The organism is Chryseobacterium sp. HNCC26DJ241 (assembly GCF_057180505.1).
In genome coordinates this window covers 39,323-60,033 of the sequence record NZ_JBXUGL010000007.1, presented here as the reverse complement: position 1 = coordinate 60,033, position 20,711 = coordinate 39,323, and the positions used below count along the sequence as shown (strand labels likewise).

At 30.5% G+C, this 20,711-nt stretch carries 19 protein-coding genes; 9 read left to right on the top strand and 10 right to left on the bottom strand.

The window, feature by feature from the left end:
• Positions 1-14 precede the first annotated feature (14 nt).
• The 3 genes from AC2A1C_RS05945 to AC2A1C_RS05935 all read left to right on the top strand — a co-directional run bounded on the left by AC2A1C_RS05945 (position 15) and on the right by AC2A1C_RS05935 (position 3,839).
• Positions 15-1,244 (top strand): ABC transporter permease, encoded by a 1,230-nt coding sequence (locus AC2A1C_RS05945; RefSeq protein WP_484024320.1) that lies wholly within the window; start codon positions 15-17, stop codon positions 1,242-1,244.
• Positions 1,245-1,323: 79 nt separating this feature from the next.
• On the top strand, positions 1,324-2,592 hold the full coding sequence (locus tag AC2A1C_RS05940; protein WP_484024318.1) for an ABC transporter permease: 1,269 nt from the start codon (positions 1,324-1,326) through the stop codon (positions 2,590-2,592).
• A gap of 50 nt (positions 2,593-2,642) precedes the next feature.
• Complete coding sequence (locus AC2A1C_RS05935) at positions 2,643-3,839, top strand: efflux RND transporter periplasmic adaptor subunit (protein WP_484024316.1); 1,197 nt, start codon at positions 2,643-2,645, stop codon at positions 3,837-3,839.
• Between the two features lie 174 nt (positions 3,840-4,013).
• Here the strand turns inward: AC2A1C_RS05935 and AC2A1C_RS05930 are convergent, their stop codons facing one another.
• Positions 4,014-4,385, bottom strand: coding sequence for a helix-turn-helix domain-containing protein (locus AC2A1C_RS05930; RefSeq protein ID WP_484024314.1), 372 nt, complete (start codon positions 4,383-4,385; stop codon positions 4,014-4,016).
• 156 nt (positions 4,386-4,541) lie between these two features.
• Here AC2A1C_RS05930 and AC2A1C_RS05925 point away from each other — a divergent pair, with 156 nt between their 5' ends.
• The 4 genes from AC2A1C_RS05925 to AC2A1C_RS05910 all read left to right on the top strand — a co-directional run bounded on the left by AC2A1C_RS05925 (position 4,542) and on the right by AC2A1C_RS05910 (position 8,471).
• Positions 4,542-4,943, top strand: coding sequence for a hypothetical protein (locus tag AC2A1C_RS05925; RefSeq protein WP_484024312.1), 402 nt, complete (start codon positions 4,542-4,544; stop codon positions 4,941-4,943).
• A gap of 119 nt (positions 4,944-5,062) precedes the next feature.
• Positions 5,063-6,220 carry a thioredoxin-like domain-containing protein gene (locus AC2A1C_RS05920; RefSeq protein WP_484024310.1) on the top strand — a complete coding sequence of 386 codons (1,158 nt, stop codon included), beginning with the start codon at positions 5,063-5,065 and terminating at the stop codon, positions 6,218-6,220.
• Between the two features lies 1 nt (position 6,221).
• Positions 6,222-6,791 carry a 2OG-Fe(II) oxygenase gene (locus AC2A1C_RS05915; RefSeq protein ID WP_484024309.1) on the top strand — a complete coding sequence of 190 codons (570 nt, stop codon included), beginning with the start codon at positions 6,222-6,224 and terminating at the stop codon, positions 6,789-6,791.
• A gap of 12 nt (positions 6,792-6,803) precedes the next feature.
• Complete coding sequence (locus AC2A1C_RS05910) at positions 6,804-8,471, top strand: vitamin K epoxide reductase family protein (RefSeq protein WP_484024307.1); 1,668 nt, start codon at positions 6,804-6,806, stop codon at positions 8,469-8,471.
• A 130-nt stretch (positions 8,472-8,601) separates the two neighbouring features.
• Here AC2A1C_RS05910 and AC2A1C_RS05905 read toward each other — a convergent pair whose 3' ends face one another.
• From AC2A1C_RS05905 to AC2A1C_RS05870, 8 genes are all read right to left on the bottom strand, one after another.
• Positions 8,602-9,246: an HD domain-containing protein gene (locus AC2A1C_RS05905; RefSeq protein WP_484024305.1), complete on the bottom strand. Its 645-nt coding sequence runs from the start codon at positions 9,244-9,246 to the stop codon at positions 8,602-8,604.
• A 127-nt stretch (positions 9,247-9,373) separates the two neighbouring features.
• A complete protein-coding gene (locus tag AC2A1C_RS05900; protein ID WP_484024303.1) occupies positions 9,374-10,672 on the bottom strand; it encodes an HlyD family secretion protein in 1,299 nt (432 codons plus the stop codon).
• Between the two features lie 33 nt (positions 10,673-10,705).
• The gene (locus tag AC2A1C_RS05895) at positions 10,706-11,071 is read right to left on the bottom strand and encodes a four helix bundle protein (protein WP_484024301.1); all 366 of its coding nucleotides are present in this window, start codon (positions 11,069-11,071) and stop codon (positions 10,706-10,708) included.
• A gap of 92 nt (positions 11,072-11,163) precedes the next feature.
• Entirely contained in the window at positions 11,164-13,356 is a 2,193-nt protein-coding gene (locus AC2A1C_RS05890; RefSeq protein WP_484024299.1) for a peptidase domain-containing ABC transporter, read from the bottom strand.
• Between the two features lie 8 nt (positions 13,357-13,364).
• Positions 13,365-14,186, bottom strand: coding sequence for a tetratricopeptide repeat protein (locus AC2A1C_RS05885; protein WP_484024297.1), 822 nt, complete (start codon positions 14,184-14,186; stop codon positions 13,365-13,367).
• Complete coding sequence (locus tag AC2A1C_RS05880; RefSeq protein WP_484024295.1) at positions 14,167-15,330, bottom strand: hypothetical protein; 1,164 nt, start codon at positions 15,328-15,330, stop codon at positions 14,167-14,169. Before AC2A1C_RS05880 ends, AC2A1C_RS05885 begins: the two co-directional genes overlap by 20 nt.
• Positions 15,331-15,416: 86 nt before the next feature.
• On the bottom strand, positions 15,417-15,608 hold the full coding sequence (locus AC2A1C_RS05875; RefSeq protein WP_484024294.1) for a hypothetical protein: 192 nt from the start codon (positions 15,606-15,608) through the stop codon (positions 15,417-15,419).
• 290 nt (positions 15,609-15,898) lie between these two features.
• Positions 15,899-16,738, bottom strand: a complete 840-nt coding sequence (locus AC2A1C_RS05870) for an alpha/beta hydrolase family protein (protein WP_484024292.1) — start codon at positions 16,736-16,738, stop codon at positions 15,899-15,901.
• A gap of 131 nt (positions 16,739-16,869) precedes the next feature.
• Here AC2A1C_RS05870 and AC2A1C_RS05865 point away from each other — a divergent pair, with 131 nt between their 5' ends.
• Entirely contained in the window at positions 16,870-17,733 is an 864-nt protein-coding gene (locus AC2A1C_RS05865; protein WP_484024291.1) for a GH25 family lysozyme, read from the top strand.
• Here the strand turns inward: AC2A1C_RS05865 and AC2A1C_RS05860 are convergent.
• Positions 17,730-18,188: a methylglyoxal synthase gene (locus AC2A1C_RS05860; protein ID WP_484024289.1), complete on the bottom strand. Its 459-nt coding sequence runs from the start codon at positions 18,186-18,188 to the stop codon at positions 17,730-17,732. The genes AC2A1C_RS05865 and AC2A1C_RS05860 overlap by 4 nt on opposite strands.
• A gap of 155 nt (positions 18,189-18,343) precedes the next feature.
• On the opposite strand from AC2A1C_RS05860, the gene AC2A1C_RS05855 reads away from it, so the two are divergent.
• Positions 18,344-20,659, top strand: a complete 2,316-nt coding sequence (locus tag AC2A1C_RS05855) for a M14 family metallopeptidase (protein WP_484024287.1) — start codon at positions 18,344-18,346, stop codon at positions 20,657-20,659.
• The last annotated feature ends 52 nt before the right edge of the window (positions 20,660-20,711 follow it).

Here is a 20,711-nt window from a genome sequence, read left to right as displayed (position 1 = left end):
CAAAAAAATAAAATATGTTTGACTTAGACAGATGGCAGGAAATATTTAGTTCCATTCGCAGTAATGTATTGCGGACGGTACTTTCTGGCTTTACGGTTGCGCTTGGTCTTTACATATTCATTGTGCTTTTCGGAATTGGAAATGGCTTACAAAACGCATTTACAGAAGGTTTTGCACGTGATGCTCAGAATTTGATTTCCATTTTTACAGGAAAAACTACCATTGCTTATGATGGTTTGCAATCCGACAGAACAGTGACGATGAACAATGAAGATTATGATGCGTTGGTAAATGATGATAAAGAAAAAGTAGAACACGCTACACCAAGATATACCGCCAATTGGGTTGTAAAATATGGCAAAGAAAGCGGAAACTACCAAATCAACGGAGCCGATACTGATGAAAAATTTATTGAAAACCGCAAAATTCTGGAAGGCAGATATCTTACTCCAAATGATTTGGAAAGAAAACAAAATGTTGCCGTAATAGGCAGAATGGTTCAGAGAGACTTAATTAAAGACGGAAGTCCGGTTGGAAAAGATCTGGATATAAACGGTACAATATTTAAAGTAGTAGGTGTATTTCAGGACGATGGTGGCGATTGGGACGAGAGACACATTACGGTTCCCATCTCTACACTACAACAAATGAAAAAAAGTGCAGATACAATTTCTACTATTTACATTGCATATAGCCCGAATCTTTCTCCAGATGAAGCCATTAAATATGGTGAAAAATTAGAAGATCAGCTAAAAGCTCGAAAAAAAGTTTCTCCGGATGATGAAAACGGAGTACGCGTTTGGAACAATGCCAAAAATATGGGAGAGACATTCCAGTTTTTATTTGTAATTACGGCAATAGTTGGATTCATCGGAATGGGAACTTTATTGGCCGGAATAATCGGGATCAGCAATATCATGGTGTACATTGTGAAAGAACGAACAATGGAAATTGGTATTCGGAAAGCAATCGGAGCCAAACCAAGAAGTATTGTTGGATTAATCATTCAGGAAAGTGTTGTGATTACTGTAATTTCAGGAATAATAGGTGTTGCTTTAGGAGTTTTAACCTTGAATATGATCGGAAATAATCTTGAAGAATTTTTCATAAAAGATCCTGCTGTTGGTTGGGGATTAATTATTGTAGCTTTCTTTTGTCTTGTTTTTGCAGGTCTGATCGCCGGATTTGTTCCTGCTTATCGAGCATCAAAAATCAAACCTATTGAAGCATTGAGAACAGAATAAAAGAATTTTGAAATTTGAAAATTTAGTGGAATATATCTGCAATTAAAACACTAAAATTTTAAAAAATAAATACTATAAAGTGAATATTTTATTTAAAAAAGATACATGGCAGGAAATTTATTACTCTCTCAAGAATAATAAATTACGGACATTTCTTACTATGATTGGTGTAGGTTGGGGAATGTTTTTGTATGTTGCATTATTGGGAGCTGCTAAAGGAATGGAAAATGGTTTTGATAAAATATTTTCAGGATTTGCTACCAATTCTATCTTTCTTTGGGGGCAAAATACAACTATACCATTTGACGGATTTCCGAAAGGAAGACAAATGGAGCTTCATCTTGCAGATATTCCTTTTTTAGTAAAGAAAATTCCTGAAATCGATTATATTTCTCCACAAAACTCACGTGGAAATTTCGGAAGTCCCGGAGAACAAATGTCCCGAAACGGAAAATCCGCAACTTATACACTGAACGGAGATTATCCTATCGGAAACAAAATTTCAGAAAAAAAACTCATTTTCGGAAGATATCTGAACGATCCCGATATTTCTGAAAATAAAAATGTAGCAGTGATAGGAGAAGAAGTTTATAAAAACTTTTTCGATTCCAAAAAAAATGAAAATCCCATTGGAAAATCCATCAATATAAAAGGCTTATTTTTTAATGTCATTGGTGTTTTTCGAGTAAAAAAAGGAGGCGGAATGGAAAACGATCAAACCGTTTTTATTCCACTTTCCACATACACAAAAATGTATAATGATGGAGACAGGGTTGGTTTTTTTGCTATTGTAAGTAAGCCTAATGCAGATCTTAGCATTGTAGAAAATAATGTAAAAAATGAATTGAAATCCAAATATCACGCTTCACCTGAAGATACTAATGCATTTGGCTCTTTCAATCTCGGAAAAGAGTTTGCAAAATTCACAGGATTTTTAAACGGAATGCAGCTTCTTACCATAATTGTAGGAACTTTGACCATTTTAGCCGGAGTTATTGCGATCTCCAATATTTTATTAATCACCGTAAAAGAAAGAACAAAAGAAATCGGAATCAGAAGAGCTTTAGGAGCAAAACCTTCCGAAGTAAGAAATCAGATCCTTTTGGAAAGTGTGGTTATTACACTAACTTCAGGATTAATAGGTTTCATGTCGGGAATTTTTCTGTTAATGATCATCAATGCATTGACACAAAATCAGGATTCATTTCCTTTTTACAATCCAACCGTGAATTATGGAAACGTTTTCGGAGCAATGGCAATTATGGTGATATTAGGTTTGGTAATCGGATTAATTCCTGCACAAAGAGCCGTGAAAATCCGTCCGATAGAAGCGTTAAGAAGTGAATAAAATTTATAGCAATATCATCACTATTTAAAAAAAATAAAACTATAAAAAATATGAAAAAGAAGTTCACCCTGAAAAAAGCATTTTATATTCTATTTGGACTCTTGGCAGCAGTTGCATTAATCTCAGTAATCGGATATCTTGTAAAATCCAATTCGAAAGAAAACGAAGCCTTTCTTACCAGAAAACCTATTATTCAGAATATGGATGATAAGGTAATGGCTACAGGAAAAATCATTCCTCGTGAAGAAATCGAAATCAAGCCCAATTTGTCCGGAATTATTGAAAAAATTTTGGTAAATGAAGGAGATAAAGTTTCTGCGGGACAGCTCATTGCTACTTTAAAGATTGTTCCAAATCTTTCTGATGTGAACGGAGCTCAACAACAGGTGAATTCAGCCAATATTGGAGTAAGCAATGCTAAAACCAATCTATCCAATCAACAGCAGCAATTTGCAATGCAGCAAAAATTATACAATCAAGGGGTGATCTCAAAACAAGAATTTTTAACAGCTCAACAACAATTATATTCTGCCCAACAAAATGTAAAAAATGCCAATCAACAATTGGTAACCGCACAAAAAAGTTTACAAATTGCAAGAACAGGTGTTACTCCCGAACTTCAAAGTATGGCCACAACACAGATCCGTGCAAAAGCCGCAGGAACCGTTCTGGAAGTTCCTGTAAAAGTGGGAAGTCAGGTAATTGAAGCCAACTCATTCAATGCAGGAACTACCATTGCTTCTATTGCCGATTTGAATTCCCTCATATTTGAAGGTGAAATAGACGAAGCTCAAGCCGGAAAACTAAAAGAAGGCATGAATATGAATATCATTATTGGTGCTCTTCAAAACAAAACTTTTTCAGGAAAAGTGACAATGATCGCTCCGAAAGGAAAAGATGAAAACGGAACCATCAAATTTCCTATTGAAGGAGATGTTTTCAATCCAAATAATGAATACATCAGAGCCGGATTTTCTGCAAACGGAGAAATTGTCTTAAGCTCACAGAAAAATGCATTGCTTCTTGATGAATCTCTTATTCAATATGAAAAAGTAAACGGAAAAGACAAACCTTTCGTAGAAGTAAAACAAGCTAACGGCACTTTCAAAAAAACGTATGTAACACTCGGAGCAAGTGATGGAATTAACGTACAGATAAAATCCGGAATCGATAAAAATGCAGAAGTAAAAGTCTGGAATCCTTCCGATAAAGATAAAGAAGAACTGAAAGAAAAACAGAAAAAATAGGTTTTGATTTAAATCGAAAAAAAAATTTTATCAATAGTAATAATAAAACTATAGTTTTAAATTAAAAAAAAATCTCCGGAGAAATAAATACATCTTCGGAGATTTTTTTTATTTGAGAAATCTCAAAACTTATTTGATTTTTTTACTCTTTAGACTTATATTAAAAAAAATATTTTACTTTTTCTCTTTCAATTTTTGGTTTTCCGCTTTTAGAAGTTCGATTTGCTCTTTGAGTATATTGATGTAATCTTGAAGATTTTCTATTACAGAATTGGGAATATTGAAGAATTGATTATAATAGTTTCCCGAATTATCATTAAAGGTAGAATTATCATTATGAACTATTCTTACATCTTTTTCTTCTTTTAAATCTTCCACAGGTACTTCTAATGCAGCAGCAATTTTTTCCCATTCTTCATCCTGTATTTTTACCTCTCCGCGTTCTTTTCGGGAGTAGTTGGAGGGATCTGTTGATAGTATTTTAGCCATTTGTTTTTGGGATATACCTTTTTGTTTTCTATGGGTTTGTAATTTTTGCTGAATCATTAGTGTACTTTATTTATACAAATTTGCATATTATGTACCGAATCTGCAATAAAATCATCAATTAATTTGTCATATCGTTTTGGTTTGAAATATTAAAGATTTAAATATCAGTAATTTAAAATATTCAATTAATTAAAATCATACAAAACATGAAAAATGCACAAAAAATGCATATTTCATGCAATAAAATTGCAAAAAAATTGCAAGTTTTTTCGTTTTATTATTGATATTTTATTTTTAGATTTGGGCTTCAAATTTATTTTTTCTGTATGTGTACAGTACAGAAATGTAAATATAAACGCTGATCAGCAAAAAACCCATGTCAGGGATTGTATGGCAAAATTTATTATTAATTTTAAAATTTTTATTATGAAAACAATGAATTTAAAATCAATTCAAGAATGTTTGTCTCGCAATGAAATGAAAAGTATTAAAGCAGGAGCTGTGGAAGATAGATGCAAGAAGATTGGAGTATCATGTAGTTCAGGAGGACAATGTTGCTCTGGCTCATGTGGAGGAGGAGAAAACCCTGTTTGTTGTCAAAGCAAACCTAGTTAGACCTAAAAATTCATGTAAACAATACTACAATTGTAATATTGTTTACATTTTTAACAATATTATTTCTCGAAGGAAAAATAAAACTAATAAAGAATATGATAGTTTAATAAATAAGAATAATGAAACATTATAAAATATTCATTCTAACCATTTTTTTGATGCCGTTTTTATTGATCTCACAAACAAAAAAAAACATATATGAGATAGATGGACATATAAATTTAGATAGCGGACAAATTTATTTAGTACACTATGATAATTCTGAAAAACGCATTGTAGATAGTTCAAAAATAACAAATAACACATTTTATTTCAAGGGAAATATAAATGGCTACAGTAAGCGTTTTTATATAAAACTAAATCCTAAAGAAAAGCAAAATGCCGATAGTCTAAATGCGGTTCAAATTGAAGCTGATCCTTCTAAAATTAAACTTTCTTTAACATTAGGTAATTTTTCCAATTATAAAATTGCAAATTGCCAATCATGCGATGAACTTAAAAAGTTTGAAAATAAAATAAAACTTGCTGATTATAATATTCTGTTTGATCAGCTACAAAAAACAGCAGATACATTGCACAAAATAAAACTCGAAAAAGAATTACAAAAATATGAAGCCAATTTTCTTAGAGAAAAAATAAAGTATATAAAATCATATCCAAATTCTAATATTAGTTCATATTTATTATTTAGCATTCAAGATGAATTTTCAATAAATCAACTAAATAAATACCGAGATTTATATGTACATCTATCTGAAGTACAAAAGAATAGTTATTATGGAAAACTGGTTAAGCAAATAGTTGATGATAATAAAAATATTGTTGATACTATTGGTACAAAAGGATATGATTTTGTATCAACAGATAAATCGGGTAATAAAATATCGTTAAAAGATTTGACGGCAAATTCATATATCTTGTTGGATATGTGGGCAAGTTGGTGTATTCCTTGTAGAGAGGAGATACCATTTTTAAATAGCTTATTAAATACTTATCATGCTAAAGGTTTCAATATTGTAGGTGTTTCCGACGATTATAATAGTAATGCTTGGGAAAAAGCAATTGAAAAGGATAAGACTCAAGATTGGATACATATTGATTTTAACTCAAAATTAATTGATGGTAAAACGTATGATCGAAATATAATTACATCCGAATATGGCGTAAACAGTTTCCCTACGTCAATACTTATTGATAAATCGGGAATTATAATTGGTAGATACGATGCAGATACAAAAGAAGAATTAGAGAAGAAACTAAAATCAATTTTTAAATAAAATGAGGAAACTAAAATGTATTTCAAATGAATATCAAATTTGGGAAGTAAATAAATTTTGGACTAAAGATATATGCAATTTTGTTGTAAAAGAATTTGAAGAAAAATATAATACTGAAAGTTTCTATAGCGAAGAAAAAATAGATAATGATGATGCTCTTTTAAAAAACCTTGCTGAAAGAAATAGTAAAAGATTAAATCTTGAAAGTATAGAATTATCGGATTTAATTTGGAATAATTTAGATTTTTCAGTTTTAAAAATTGAAGGATATTTACCAATAGGTATAAATAAATCATTTAGACTTTATAAATATTTTGTAAACGATGAATTTATAGAACATATTGATATGAGTACAATTATATCAGATAATGTTAGGACTTTTTATTCTATATTAATTTATCTCAATGATACTTTTACAGGAGGTAATACAAAGTTTAAGGATTTTGAAATAAAACCAAAATTAGGCAATTTAGTAACTTTTCCTCATAACCAACTTCATTCAGGCGAAAAAATTATATCCGGTATAAAATATATTCTTAGAGGAGATGTGATATTCAAAAAAAACTTCTAAAATTTAAAATTTATGACTAAAAAAGATGATTTAAGTGCTGTTTTTCAGTATTTGAAAAAACTACATATTTCTATTGATGAAGCTGAATTTGAATATCAGTTTTCTTCACATCCTGATTACCCTAGTTTATTGGCAGTAAGTGATACTTTGCGCTTTTTTAAGATCAATAACATGGCCTTCAAAATTAGCAACGAACAAATACAAGAGTTGCCTGCTAAGTTTATTGCTTTACTTAAAAATGAAGAAAGTGGAGATCAATTATCTTTTGTACAAAAAACAACTTCTGCATTAGAAATTGATAATAAGAATGAAACTTTGGAGAATTTTAAAAAAAAATTTCAAGACATTGTTTTGTTAGCAGAAAAAGAAGAAAGTTTTAAAGAAATAAAATCAAAAAATTATTTTTTAAAATATTCTTTATTAGCAATTTCTGTCACATTTATATTTTTTACGGTCTTTAGCTACTCCCTCTCTTTTGGATATGACTTGGGTATGATTTCCTTGCTTTTGATCACAACTTTGATAGGTCTTTATTTTTCTATCGAAACTTTTCGTCAAATATTGGGTTTAAGAGAAGGTTTTGCATCCAAATTTTGTAATATAAGCCCTGAAACAAATTGCGAAAATATACTGACTTCCAAAAAATGGAAACTTTTTGAGAAAGTAAATTTAAGTGATATAAGCATTGTATTTTTCGCTTCACAAACTATATTAATTGTTGCTTTTATATTACTCAATCAATTTTCTAACTTATTGTTTTTTTCATCTTTTTTCTTGCTTCCAGTCATGCCTATTAGTTTTTTATCTATTTACTATCAATGGAAAGTAGAAAAAAATTGGTGTCCGTTGTGTTTAGCGATTATTGGGGTTTTGTATGCAGAAATATTTTTAGTTTACGGTAATTTATTTTATAATAATAGACTAGTTGAAGCACAAAAATTTCTATATTTAAAAGGATGGTTATCGGAAGGACAGAGAGGTTTATATCTCTTATTCATTTCTATTTTTTTACTTTTTACATTCTTTTGGATTTCAATAAAGCCTATACTTCTTAAAAACAAAGAATTAAAAGAACAAAATGCGAAAAATTTACGCTTCAAAAGGAATTATAAACTTTTTAAATCTCAATTGTTAGAAAGTGAAAAAATAGAATTTCCCATCAATGAATATTCTATAATTTTAGGAAATAAAGAAGCTAGCACCACTATTCAAATTATTACAAGTCCATTTTGTGGACATTGTAAAGAAGCGCACAAAATTTTACATTCTATACACTCACAGTATCATCAAAATAGTAAAATCCAAATAATTTTCAACACAAACAAAAATGATATAAACCTTAATCTATATAGAAGCCTACATACTATCTACCTTGAAAAAGGAGAAAATGAATTTGAAAAAGAAATAAAATTATTATTTGAAAACAAAACCTATATTCAAAATTTTATAAAAAAATATAAATCAACTGAACATGAATTAGGAATTGATGAAATCTTACAAATTCAAACTGAATTTTGTGATAAACATGATTTTAATTTTACCCCTAATATTTTTATAAATGGTTTTCAATATCCTGAATTATATGAACGTCAGGAATTAGATTTTTTTATTTCTGAAATAATAGAAGAAGAAGAATTTAAGCGTTCCACTACATCTGCACCAACTGTAGAATTTATGTGAAAATCCTAACAATGAATTATTCAAACCTCTAAAATGTGGCTATAATCATTATACCGTAGAATGAGAAGAATGGAGCAAAAATTCTCTGAAAAAAGGGCGTTCAATATTATAAAATGATATTAAATAACATCTAGTCTACACTCCATTCTTTATAAAACTCATCTAAAAATTTTAGCATAAAATCGTGTCTTTCCGACGCGATTTTTTTTGCTGTTTCCGTATTCATCATATCTTTCAAAAGAAGCAGTTTTTCGTAGAAATGATTGATGGTTGTTCCGTTAGATTTTTTGTATTCCTCTTTGGTCATATTCAATTTTGGCTGAATTTCAGGATCATACATCAGATTATTTTTAAAACCTCCAAAATTAAAAGTTCTTGCAATTCCGATTGCCCCAATTGCATCCAACCGATCCGCATCCTGAACAATCTGTAATTCTATAGGAGCTTTTTTCGGAGCTTCTCCCCTATTTTTAAAAGAAATATTCTGAATAATAAAAAGAACTTTTTGAATGGTATCTTCGTCTATGTTTTGGCTTTCTAAAAATTCCCGGGAAATTTTCAGAGCAAGATTTTCATCACCATTATGAAATTTAGGATCTGCAATATCATGCAGTAAAGCCGCAAGTTCTACAACCAAAATTTCACAATCTTCATTTTCTGCAATTTTGTTTGAAAGTTTCCAAACTCTTTCAACATGAAACCAATCATGACCAGCTTCTGCTCCTTTCAATTTTTGTTTTACGAAATCTATTGTGTTATAAATAACATTTTGCATACAATCCTAATTGTAGTTAAAAATTTTGCTTCTTATCTTTAAAATAAAGCATGAGGAATTATTTTGAACTTTTATTAAAATTCAAAAATATGAAATACTAAATTTAAATTCTAAGATTTACAAAAAATCAATCTTGATACCCCAGTAGTTTTCTGATCTGATAGAAAAATCGTTCAATAAGTCTTAGATCCTGTGTTACAATTTCAGCATTTCCTTTGAGTTCTTTATCAAAAGAAAGTGTTTTGTTATAAGAAGTTTTAAGACCATTCGGAAGAATAATATCAACATAATAATTTCCATTTTCATCAGGAGAAAGAGATATATTCTGTACCTTCCCTTCCACAATTCCGTATTCCTGATAGCGGTAATTGTCCAGTTTGATCAAGACTTTTTCATCTTTTGTAATTTTCCCAGAATTAACAGCCGGAACAGACATTCTTCCCACTAAAAACTCTTTATTTTGAGGCAAAATCGTTAAAATAGCATCTCCGGTTTTCACGAATTGATTTTCTCCGAAAAACTGTTGAAAGCTGGCCACACCATCTGTAGAAGATACAACTAAAAAATTTTGTTCCCATTCTCTAAGCGATTTCCGTAATTGTTCAAACAACTGAAGAGTTTGCGAAGAATAGGTAATTTTATCTTTTTCTGTATTGATGGAAGCTCCGCTTTTTGTTTTATTAAGATTAGAAATACCTTCTTGCATTTGAGACAAGGAAATGTTGATATTTTCCAAATTTTGTTGAGCTTGAAGAAATTTTATTTTTTCATTTTCCAGCTCCATTGCTGCAATGACACCCTGATTGTACAAATCCTGAGAACGTTGATAATTTTTCCGGCTCAGTTCATATTTTGCAGATTCAAGATTTTTTTGTTGCTGCAAAGTGGCAATTCTGCTTCTATATTCGGATAAACTTTGATTGGCTGCCAGATTTTCCGGAGCGTAAGGTTGCAATCTTGTAAAAAGTTTTTCATCCTGAAAAGCTTTGGCAAAATTGTTATAATCTCCTTGAAGTTCTCCCAATCGAAAACCTGAAGTTTCATTTATTGGAAAAGAAAACAATTGATTTGGGGCAATAGAATCTACCAATGCTTTAAGTTTGAGAACATCCTGATAATTTGCCGTAGATTGCAAAACCATCAAAACATCATTTTCCTTTACTTCCTGATGATCTTTTATCAATATTTTTTCAATTTTAGAATTGATTCTTGCCTGCAATTTTTCCGGTGGATTTTGAGAAGTTACAATTATTGGAGCAGGAATAAATTCCGGATATTTGATAAAATAACTCATCAACAAAACCATTAGTAAAATTCCAAGAATAACGGAATTTCCCCATCGGATCATCCAATGAGGGGGTTGCGTAAGAATATCCTGAACACTTTCAGAACGCAATTCTATATTGTCTAATATATCTTTTTCCATTGGAATTAGTAATTAGTATTTAGTAATTAGAGTTTACTTTAATTTCTGATTATTTTCTTTCAAAGTTTTTGTTATTGAAACTAATAGTTTCAGTAATTCTGTAGCGTCTTTTGAAATGGATAAAAATTCTTCTTTTGATAAATAAAAGGCTTCATGTAAAAGGTCGAGCCAATATAATGTTTCATTGGTTTCTTTTAATGCAATATAAAGTTTATTCAAAAAATCTTTGTCACTTTGTGCAAATTTGCTTTCTGCAATTAACGCTCCTATTGCTGTCCCACTTCTTAAAAGTTGCTTAGATAGTACAAACTCTTTTTTATCATCAACTAAAAATTTATAACAATGAATAATACGTATTGCAAATGTTTTAGATTTAACATGAAGTACATTATCTTTCATTATAATTAGTATTTAGCATTTAGAAATTAGGAGTTAGGAATTACGAAAAAGTTAGAAGCTAAAATTACTAATTTCTAACTCCTAATTTCTAATTAATTCCCCAGTTCCAATTGATTTTTTACCAATCGATAATATTCGCCTCTCAAATCTACCAGTTCTGCATGATTGCCTTCTTCTACTACTTTTCCCTTGTCCAAAACTATGATTTTATCAGCATGTTTTACGGTCGATAACCGGTGTGCAATAACAATGGCTGTTTTTCCATGAAAAAATTGCTCCAAATTTTCCATAATAATTTTTTCATTATTAGCATCTAAAGCAGAAGTAGCTTCATCAAAAAAGATGTATTCCGGAGATTTGTAAACTGCTCTTGCAATGAACAATCGTTGTTTTTGACCACCACTTACACCTACTCCTTCGTTTCCGATTTTGGTGTTATAACTCAATGGCAATCCTTCTACAAAATCTTTGATATTGGCAATTTCCACTGCTTTTCTCAGTTTCTGTTTATCAATATAATCTTCACCTACTGCAATGTTATTGGCAATGGTATCGTTGAAAACATATCCTTCCTGCATCACAACACCACAATGATCCCTCCAAAATCTTGGTGAAATATTTTTCAAATTCGTGTTGCCAATTCTTAGTTCACCTTCATTGGGCTCATAAAATTTCATTAATAATTTTAGAAGTGTGGTTTTTCCGCTTCCGCTGGCTCCTACAATAGCTGTAGTTTTTTTGTATGGAATGGTAAGATTTAAATTTTCAAAAACAAACGAATCCGAACCAATATATCGGAAAGAAAGATTATGAATTTCTATATCTTGGTTAGGAATTTCGGAAACATATTGTTCGTCTTTATTTTCTTCATCTTCTTTGTCGTGAATTTCGCCCAATCGTTCCAAAGAAATTTTTGCGTCCTGAGTTTGTTTGATGAAATCAATTAATTGCAACAACGGACTATTTAGCTGACCGATAATGTATTGCACAGAAAGCATCATTCCTAAAGTCAGATTTCCACTGAGAACCAATTTTGCCGAAAGAAAACTTACCAAAATGTCCTTTATCTGATTGATGAAATTTCCGCCAACCGATTGCCATTGCTCCAAAGAAAGGGATTTTATTCTGAGTTTAAATAATTTCACTTGCAAAAATTCCCAGTCCCAACGTTTTTGCTTTTCAGCGTTGTGCATTTTGATTTCCTGCATTCCGTTGATAAGCTCAATCACTTTGCTTTGTTCCTGAGAAACTTGCGAAAATCTTTTATAATCAAGCTCTTTTCTTTTGTTAAGAAAAAAAGTGATCCAGCCAATATACAAACCAGCTCCAACTAAATACACCAAAAATAAGCGGTAATCATAAAACAACAATACAATACTGAAAATAATAAGATTGACCAGCGAAAATAACGTATTGAGCGAAGAATTGGTAAGAAGCTGCTCAATTCTGTGATGATCGTTGATTCTCTGCATAATATCTCCCGTCATTCTGGTATCAAAAAAACTGATTGGAAGTTTCATCAGCTTAATAAAAAAATCGGAAATAATAGAAATGTTGATCCTTGTGGAAAGATGGAGCAAAATCCAGCTTCGGATCACTTCAATGCCTGTCCTTCCAAGAAATAGCATAATTTGAGCAAGAAGAACGAGATAAATAAAATTTAAATCCTGATTCTGAATCCCTACATCTACAATACTTTGAGTGAGAAAAGGGAGGATCAAAGACAATAAACTTCCTGCCAATAATCCGATTGCCAACTGAAAAACCAAAGATTTATATTTTAATAAATATTTGGAAAGAAAGGAAAAACTGGCTTTGCTTTCTGCTTCGTCAAATTCATTTTTGAAAAAAGCAGGTGTAGTTTCTAATAATAATGCAACTCCTTCTTCAGTATTGGAATCGGCATTTTCACCAATCCAGAATTTGATAAATTCTTCTCTGGTGTACGTTATCAAACCATAACTGGGATCTGAAACATATACTTTTCCCGTTTTATCAATTTTGTAAACAACTACAAAATGAACTTTATTCCAATGTACGATGCAAGGCAGCGGAACTTCTTCCACCAAAGTATTAAAATCAATCTGAACACCAAGAGAACGAAATCCCAAATTTTCCGCAGCATCACTCAATCCCAATAAGCTGCTTCCTTCTCTGGTAGTCTCGGAAAGATTTCTTATTTGCTGTAACGGAATTGTTTTTCCATAATATTTTGAGACAATACGAAGACAGGTGGGACCACAGTCTTTGGCATCAGGTTGTTTGTAGAACGGGAAATTTTTCAAAATAAATATTATTTATTTTTTTTCTGATATTCTAACTGTTGAATTATATTATCAACCATCCAATATTTGATTTGATAGGGATAATCTTCATATAATGCATTAGCTTCGTTTATCGTATAATTTTGAGACAAGTATTCTTTTGATTTTTTTAATATTTCTAGTGCAAAATCATATTTTTTGAGATTGCATAAGGATTTAGCTTTATAGTATAAAGCATCCGCGAAATTGGGATATAATTTTAGACTTTTATCAAAGCATTCAATCGATTTATCATAGTTTTCCTTTTCATAAAATATAATTCCCAAATAAAATAACTCAATTGGATTAGGTTCTATTTGGTCTTTAAATAAATTAATAGATTTGTTTAAACATTCTTCAGCTTCATCATATTGGGTTAATTGAAGCAAAGATAAGGCTTTATAAAAATAAAAAGAATGATCCATTATAACTCCTTTCTCATAATGTTTAATTAATACATCAAATTCATTGTTAGCTTCAGTATAGTTTTTTTGAAAAATACATTTAATAAAAGCATGATAAGAATGATATGTATCGTATTCATCATCATACTCCAAGGCATTATTAAGAGCAGCAAAACCTACCTCATATTGCTTTTTCTTAAAATAAGGCATTGCTTTTTGTTGCCACAGAAAAGCATCTTTTGGCAATAAGACTAAAGCAGAATCAATATATTTTTGGTATTTGGGATGAAAGTATGAATAAGTATATGCTCCTTCAGTTAAATATTTTTTGTAAATATCTTCCTTTGTTTGACTAAAGATAGTGACACTTAAAACAAAAAAGCAGAAATCAATTATTTTGAAACTCATAATTTTTTATAAATGCATTTTCATTAATAAATATATCTAACGAAAATAGATAATTTTGCTTTTTAAAGCTTAATTCTTTAAACAGACCATCACATAAACTATCAAAATATAAATTGGTATTTTTAAAAATTTCAAAGTATTCAGATCCTTTCTTACTAAAGACCTTTATTTTTGAAAAGTTACTGATATCATATGATAGTTTTCCCAAATAAAACCCCATTCTTCCTATTAATTCAAGGTTTTCTCTTTGAGATAAGTTTTTTGAATTTAAAAAATAATTATTCAAAGTATGCAATATTGTATTTAAAGTAAACATGCTATGCATAGCTCCATATATATCTCGGTTTTCCCAAGAATGACCCGTTAAATCTTTTAAAGGTGTTTTATAATCACATATAAAAAAATCTGCAGGATTTGGGCTTAATAAATAAAAAATAGTATGACCACTTTGATGAGCTATTTCATCCATAAAGTAAATTTCGCTTACCATCTGTTCATATACATTAATAAAAGTAGTTCCAAAATAATTCATTGAAGCAAAAGATGGTATTTTGGGAATATCAAAAATGGAAATTTCTTTTGTTGTCTGATTTATTAAGTCAGCAAAATTTGGTGAATGTAAGGCAATTTTTTGCCAGGCTCCATCTAAATATTCTCTATTTCGCTGAACAACACTTTTAAAATCAAACTCCAAAGTATTTTCATTATAAATATTTAAAATTGATGGGACAGTAGAGCATATTTTTATGTTTGAATTTGATAAATATTGTTCAGGATTTAAATGTAAAATTTCTCCATTTTCATAATAAAGATTCCCTTTTTCAAATATTACTGAGCTACCATTGAAGTCATCAATAAAACCAAAATTAGGAATATTAAGACTTTTTTTACTATCTAACAATACATCTATCTTTAGTTGTTGATCTTTATATAAATATTCTTTTAATAGATACTGATATGGTGCTTTTTTATCTCCGTGAAAATATAAAAAAAATAAAGATGGTTCTAAATACAGACTATCATAATTGAACTTATCAAAAATTTCGTTATCATATTCATAAAGCAAAACTTTCATTGAGTCCGAAAATTGTTCTAATCCGTTTTCAATTTTTTCCGGAGAAATATTAAATATCTCATCATTCATAATATCAAATTTGCATTCTTAAGTATGTGTTTAAGCAATATTAAATAGAAATAAATAGCCGTATGAATAATACGGCTATCCATCTTTTATCCAATGGTAATTGTAGTAGGTTTACTAGGAGCAGGCAATTTTCCTGAGTAGATTGTTGCGCCATCTGAACCACATCCAACAGGATGGCAAAATTCGCTTACTAGTCCACCCTTTAAAACCTCTAGATTTGAAATAACATTTTGGGATAATTTCCCTTTTTTCAAATCGGATAAATTCATTTTTTTCATAATAAAAAAATTTAATTGTTAAACACAAGCAAACTTATAGGATATGTGTTTCCAAAAAAATAACATGAAAAAGGTATTTTTTAGTTTATCATTTTAAAAACTATTTAATTTAACTGTGAAAATTTAATCAAAATAGAGAACAAAATTAGATTTTTGTTAAATTACATTGACCTTAATCTTCATTAAATTCATTGACAAAATATTTTAAATCTTCAATTGTATATTCATTCGGCAATAATTTTTGTTGAAACTTATCTTTAGTACATTTAATGTAAATTATCTTCTCAAAGCTAATGTATTTCATCCAAAATAATATCCCAAAGTTTTTTATTGTAGCTTCGAAAATAATTAATGTGTCCTATTTTTCCGGCTTCCGATTCTGAGGCTTTTACTTTTCGGATTTCAGGCTTCAAATTAGGGTATGTTTCTTTAAGAAGAGCATCAATCCCTTTGGAAGTAACCCATGAATCATCTTCTATCTGCAAAACAAAAACTTTTTGGGTAAGCTCTTTAGAAAAATCGGGCGTTTTTTCCAGTAGTTTGTTGGTGGATTTTCTGTTCATAATCAAAACTCGCCAGTCAAATGCACTTCCACTTGGAAGGCTTTCTCCCAATCCAAATCTGTGCGCAGGAAAATATCCAAAAAGCTTTGTAGAAAGAGGTTGTACAATTCCAAAACCTAAACAAGCTTCCACCTTTGTTTTAATTCTCAGATTTCCAAAATATGCTTTTTGAGTAGCTATAAAAATAAATTCTTCAAACATTTTGGAGTCTTCGTTCATCCCTAAGATCAATGCGCCTACAGAATGTCCAAGAACATATTTTTTAAAATTTGGAAACTTCTTTTTGATAAATTCGGTTATTGCCTTATAATCGTGAGTCCCCCAAATCCTCATACTGGATTGGAAACCTCTCATTCTCTCAGGTTTGGACTCTCCGATTCCGCGATAATCATATGTGATAACAGTAAAACCATTTTCTGCCAAAAATGTTGAAAATGAAAAATACATTTGTTGCTTCACTCCTGTTGCAGAATTGATAAGTACTAATTTTTCATTAGAAATTTTCGGTTCAAAAATTTTTGCAGAGAGCAAATATTGATCGGCAGTACTTATTTTAATTTCCCTCATAATTTGTAAAATTAACTAAAAAAGTTGGCTCTTAGATTATAAAAAGAATGGACTGAATAGTAAAAAATAAAATTCCAAATCAAAAAGAATTATTCTGAAATATTTACAATTATCTATTATTTTTGCATCCAATGGCAAAAAAAAATACTCATAAAAAAGCAACTGCAAAAATCCATCAAAAGCGCAGGAAAAATTATCTTTTGCGTAGGTATATTCTTTTGGGGATTCTTGCATTAGCGTTATTAGGAACCGGATTTTATCTGAAAAATAAAATCGCTTTTTACTATGCCATGTATTTTAAAAAATTTGAGCATAAAAAACTGAGCAATACAGAATTTGAGGCTAAAAGAATCAATCGTATCATCAGTGAAAATACGGATAAAACTTTTGGTATAGACATTTCACACTATCAGAGAAGAGAAGATATACAGTGGGATAGTTTGAGTGTTGCGAATGGTTCAATTCCTATAGAATTTGTGGTTTTGCGTGCAACTATGGGAAATCGAAGTGCCGATAAACATTTTGACGAGTTTTGGGGAAAAGCAAAAGAAAATGATTTAATTCGTGGTGCTTATCATTTTTACAGAGCCGATGAAGATCCGGTAATTCAAGCCAATAATTATTTGGAAAACGTGAAATTAGAAAGTGGAGACTTCCCTCCCATTCTGGACATTGAAAAAATCCCCAGAAGAAAAACAAAAGAAAAATTGATTGAAGACCTAAAAGTATGGTGCAAAATTGTAGAAGAAAAATACGGTGAAAAACCTATAATTTATACTTATTATCACTATTACAAAGATTATCTGAAAGACGATTTTAGCAATTACACGCTTTGGCTGGCCAATTACAATGATGTTCCCGCTCCTACTCCTGATGAAAATTGGCATTTTTGGCAATTCACGGAAAATGGAATTGTATACGGAATTAACACAAAAGTGGACGTTGATATTTACAATGGAGGAAGTTGGTCTTTAAAAAGACTAACTATTGATTAAATTTTGATATTCCTGTTCAGATAAGAGGAATAATCTGAAATTTCAGCTTCATAATCCTGATCCATAAAAGATGAAGATAAAATAAAATCTGCCGTTGCAGAATTATTGGCAATAGGAACATTCCAAACTACACAAAGCCGTTGAAAAGCCTTTACATCACTATCATGAGGTTGAGCTTCCATCGGATCCCAAAAGAAAATAACAATATCTATCTGGTGCGTTGCAATCATAGCTCCCAATTGTTGATCTCCGCCTAAAGGTCCGCTCAAAACTTTAGAAACCTCTACATTCAATTCCTGTTCAATTAGTTTTCCCGTTGTTCCGGTAGCAATCAGCTTGTGTTTTGAAAGAATGGATTTATGCTTTTTCACCCAAGCAATAAGTTCGTCTTTCTTATGGTCATGAGCGACCAGAGCAATCATTTTATCCGCCGGAATAATTCTTTTTGAATTCATAATAAGATTTTGAATCGTACACAAAAGTACAAATTATGAAATTGAAATTTTATCTTTAATTGAAACTGTAACTCTCAATCATTAAGATCTTTGATTTACAAAATCTGCAAAATTTTCATTACATTTATCGACTGTTTTTAAAAAAATTTATCTACATGAAAAAAATTTTGTTCTTTTTAATAATTGTTAATTTTTGTTTTACAAAAGTATATTCGCAAACCAGCGACAAATATTCAAAAATTAAAATTTATTATTCATCATCGGCAGAACTCCAGAAAATTATTGAAATTGCGGAATTGGATCATTTCAACGGAAAGAAAAATAAATTTGTGGAAGCAATAGTTTCAGCAGATATTTTGAATAAACTAAATAATTCAGGTTTGCAATACAAGGTTTTGGATCCTGATGTAATAGAAACTTTCCATAAAAAATATGAGGAAGAATTAAAAAATCCTTCAAACAAAAACTACACGTTGGCTTGTAATTCTATTACCGATCCTGTAAATTACAGAACAGGAAGTATGGCCGGATTCCTGAATTATGATCAGGTTTTTGAAGATCTTGCCAAAATGAATACTCTTTATCCTAATCTTATTACGCCAAAAGCACCGATTAGTACTTTTAAAACAGTCGAAAACAGAGATATTTTTTTAGTAAAACTAAGCAACAACCAAATAACCACACCAAAAAATAAACTTCTTTTCACAGCAGTACATCACGCTCGTGAACCCGGATCTGTACAGCAACTGATTTATTTTATGTGGTATCTTTTGGAAAACTATGCTACCAATCCTGAAATAAAAACAATCCTTGACAAAACCGAATTATACATTGTTCCTATCGTAAATCCTGATGGATATGCTTACAATTGCAATGCTGATCCTTCCGGTGGTGGAATGTGGAGAAAAAACAGACGGAATAACGGTGATGGTTCTTATGGTGTGGACAATAATAGAAATTACGGTTATAATTGGGGAACTACAGGAACTTCTACCTCGCCAGATTCTAACACTTATTGTGGAACAGCTCCTTTTTCCGAAGTGGAAAATCAGGCTATTAAATGGCTTTGCGAACAAAATCAATTCATAGGAGCTATTAATAATCATACATATTCCGGATTGTTATTATTTCCTTTCGGATATGATTATGATGCTTTTACTCCAGATCATGAATTGTTTACAAACTTGGGAAATGAAATGGTAAAAAATAATGGATACACCAATCAAATTTCATCCCTTTTATATCTTACTTCCGGAGGTTCAGATGACTGGATGTATGTAGCAACACCTCAAAAATCTAAAATATTAGCGTATACACCCGAAAATGGTTATAGTTTTTGGGATACACCTTCACAAGTGAGCATTACCAATAAAGGTATGCTTCATGCTAATCTTACTTTTCTAAAATCCATTTACAATTATTATACTATTGAAGACAATAGCAATATCAATATATCCGGTCAGGATTTCACTTTGCAATTTTCTGCAAAAAAAATAGGAATTGGAAGCGGTACAGCTACGGCAACTTTATCAAGTAATACTTCTGGTGTTGATATCACCAATGCTACTGTTACTATTCCTGATACAGCACAAGGTTCTTCAGTAAATATTAGTTTTTCCGGTCATCTTAATGAATTACCGATCAATGGAAATTTCATTTCTTTCAGCTTGAAAATTGACAATGGAGATTTTGTGCAAACCATTCCAATCTCTAAAGTTTTTGGAAGCTCAAGAGTACTTCTTAACGATGAAGGAAATAATATGAATAATTGGGACAAAACAGGAAGTTGGAATACTACCACAAGTAATTTTGTTTCCTCTCCAAGCTGTATTACGGATAGTCCGAGCGGAAATTATCCGGATAATTCGCAAACAAAAATCACTTCTAAAAATACATTTAACCTTAACAATGTAAAATATGCCTGGATTGGTTTTAAAGCCAAATGGAATACTGAAAATGGCTATGATTATATGGTTTTTGAAGTTTCCGAAAACGGAGGTACTACTTGGACACAACAATGTGGAGAATATACCGGTCTTGGTTCGGATAGTCAGACAATAAACAAACCGCTTTATGATGGAGCTTCATCCGGTTGGAAATATGAAAAAATATCATTAAGCAGTTATATTGGTAAAAATATTAAAATCCGATTCCGATTGATTTCCGATTCAGGTGTGAATGAAGACGGAGTTTATCTGGATGATATAAAACTGGAAGTTATAGATCCTGTTATAATGAGTACGAATGAAACCGATAGCAAAAAATTTCAAATCTATCCAAACCCTGTAAAGTCTATACTTTCCATAGTTTCAAAAAATATAAAAAATGAATTCACCATTTATGCTTTGGACGGAAAACTTCTCAAAAAAGGTAAAATTAAAGATGCAGCTATTGATGTCTCTTTTCTGAATCCTGGAGAATATCTTCTAAAAGTAGATGATGAAAAACCTATAAAATTCATAAAAAAATAATAGATGAAGCGGTTCTTATGAATCGCTTTTTTCTTAATACAGATTACCCTAT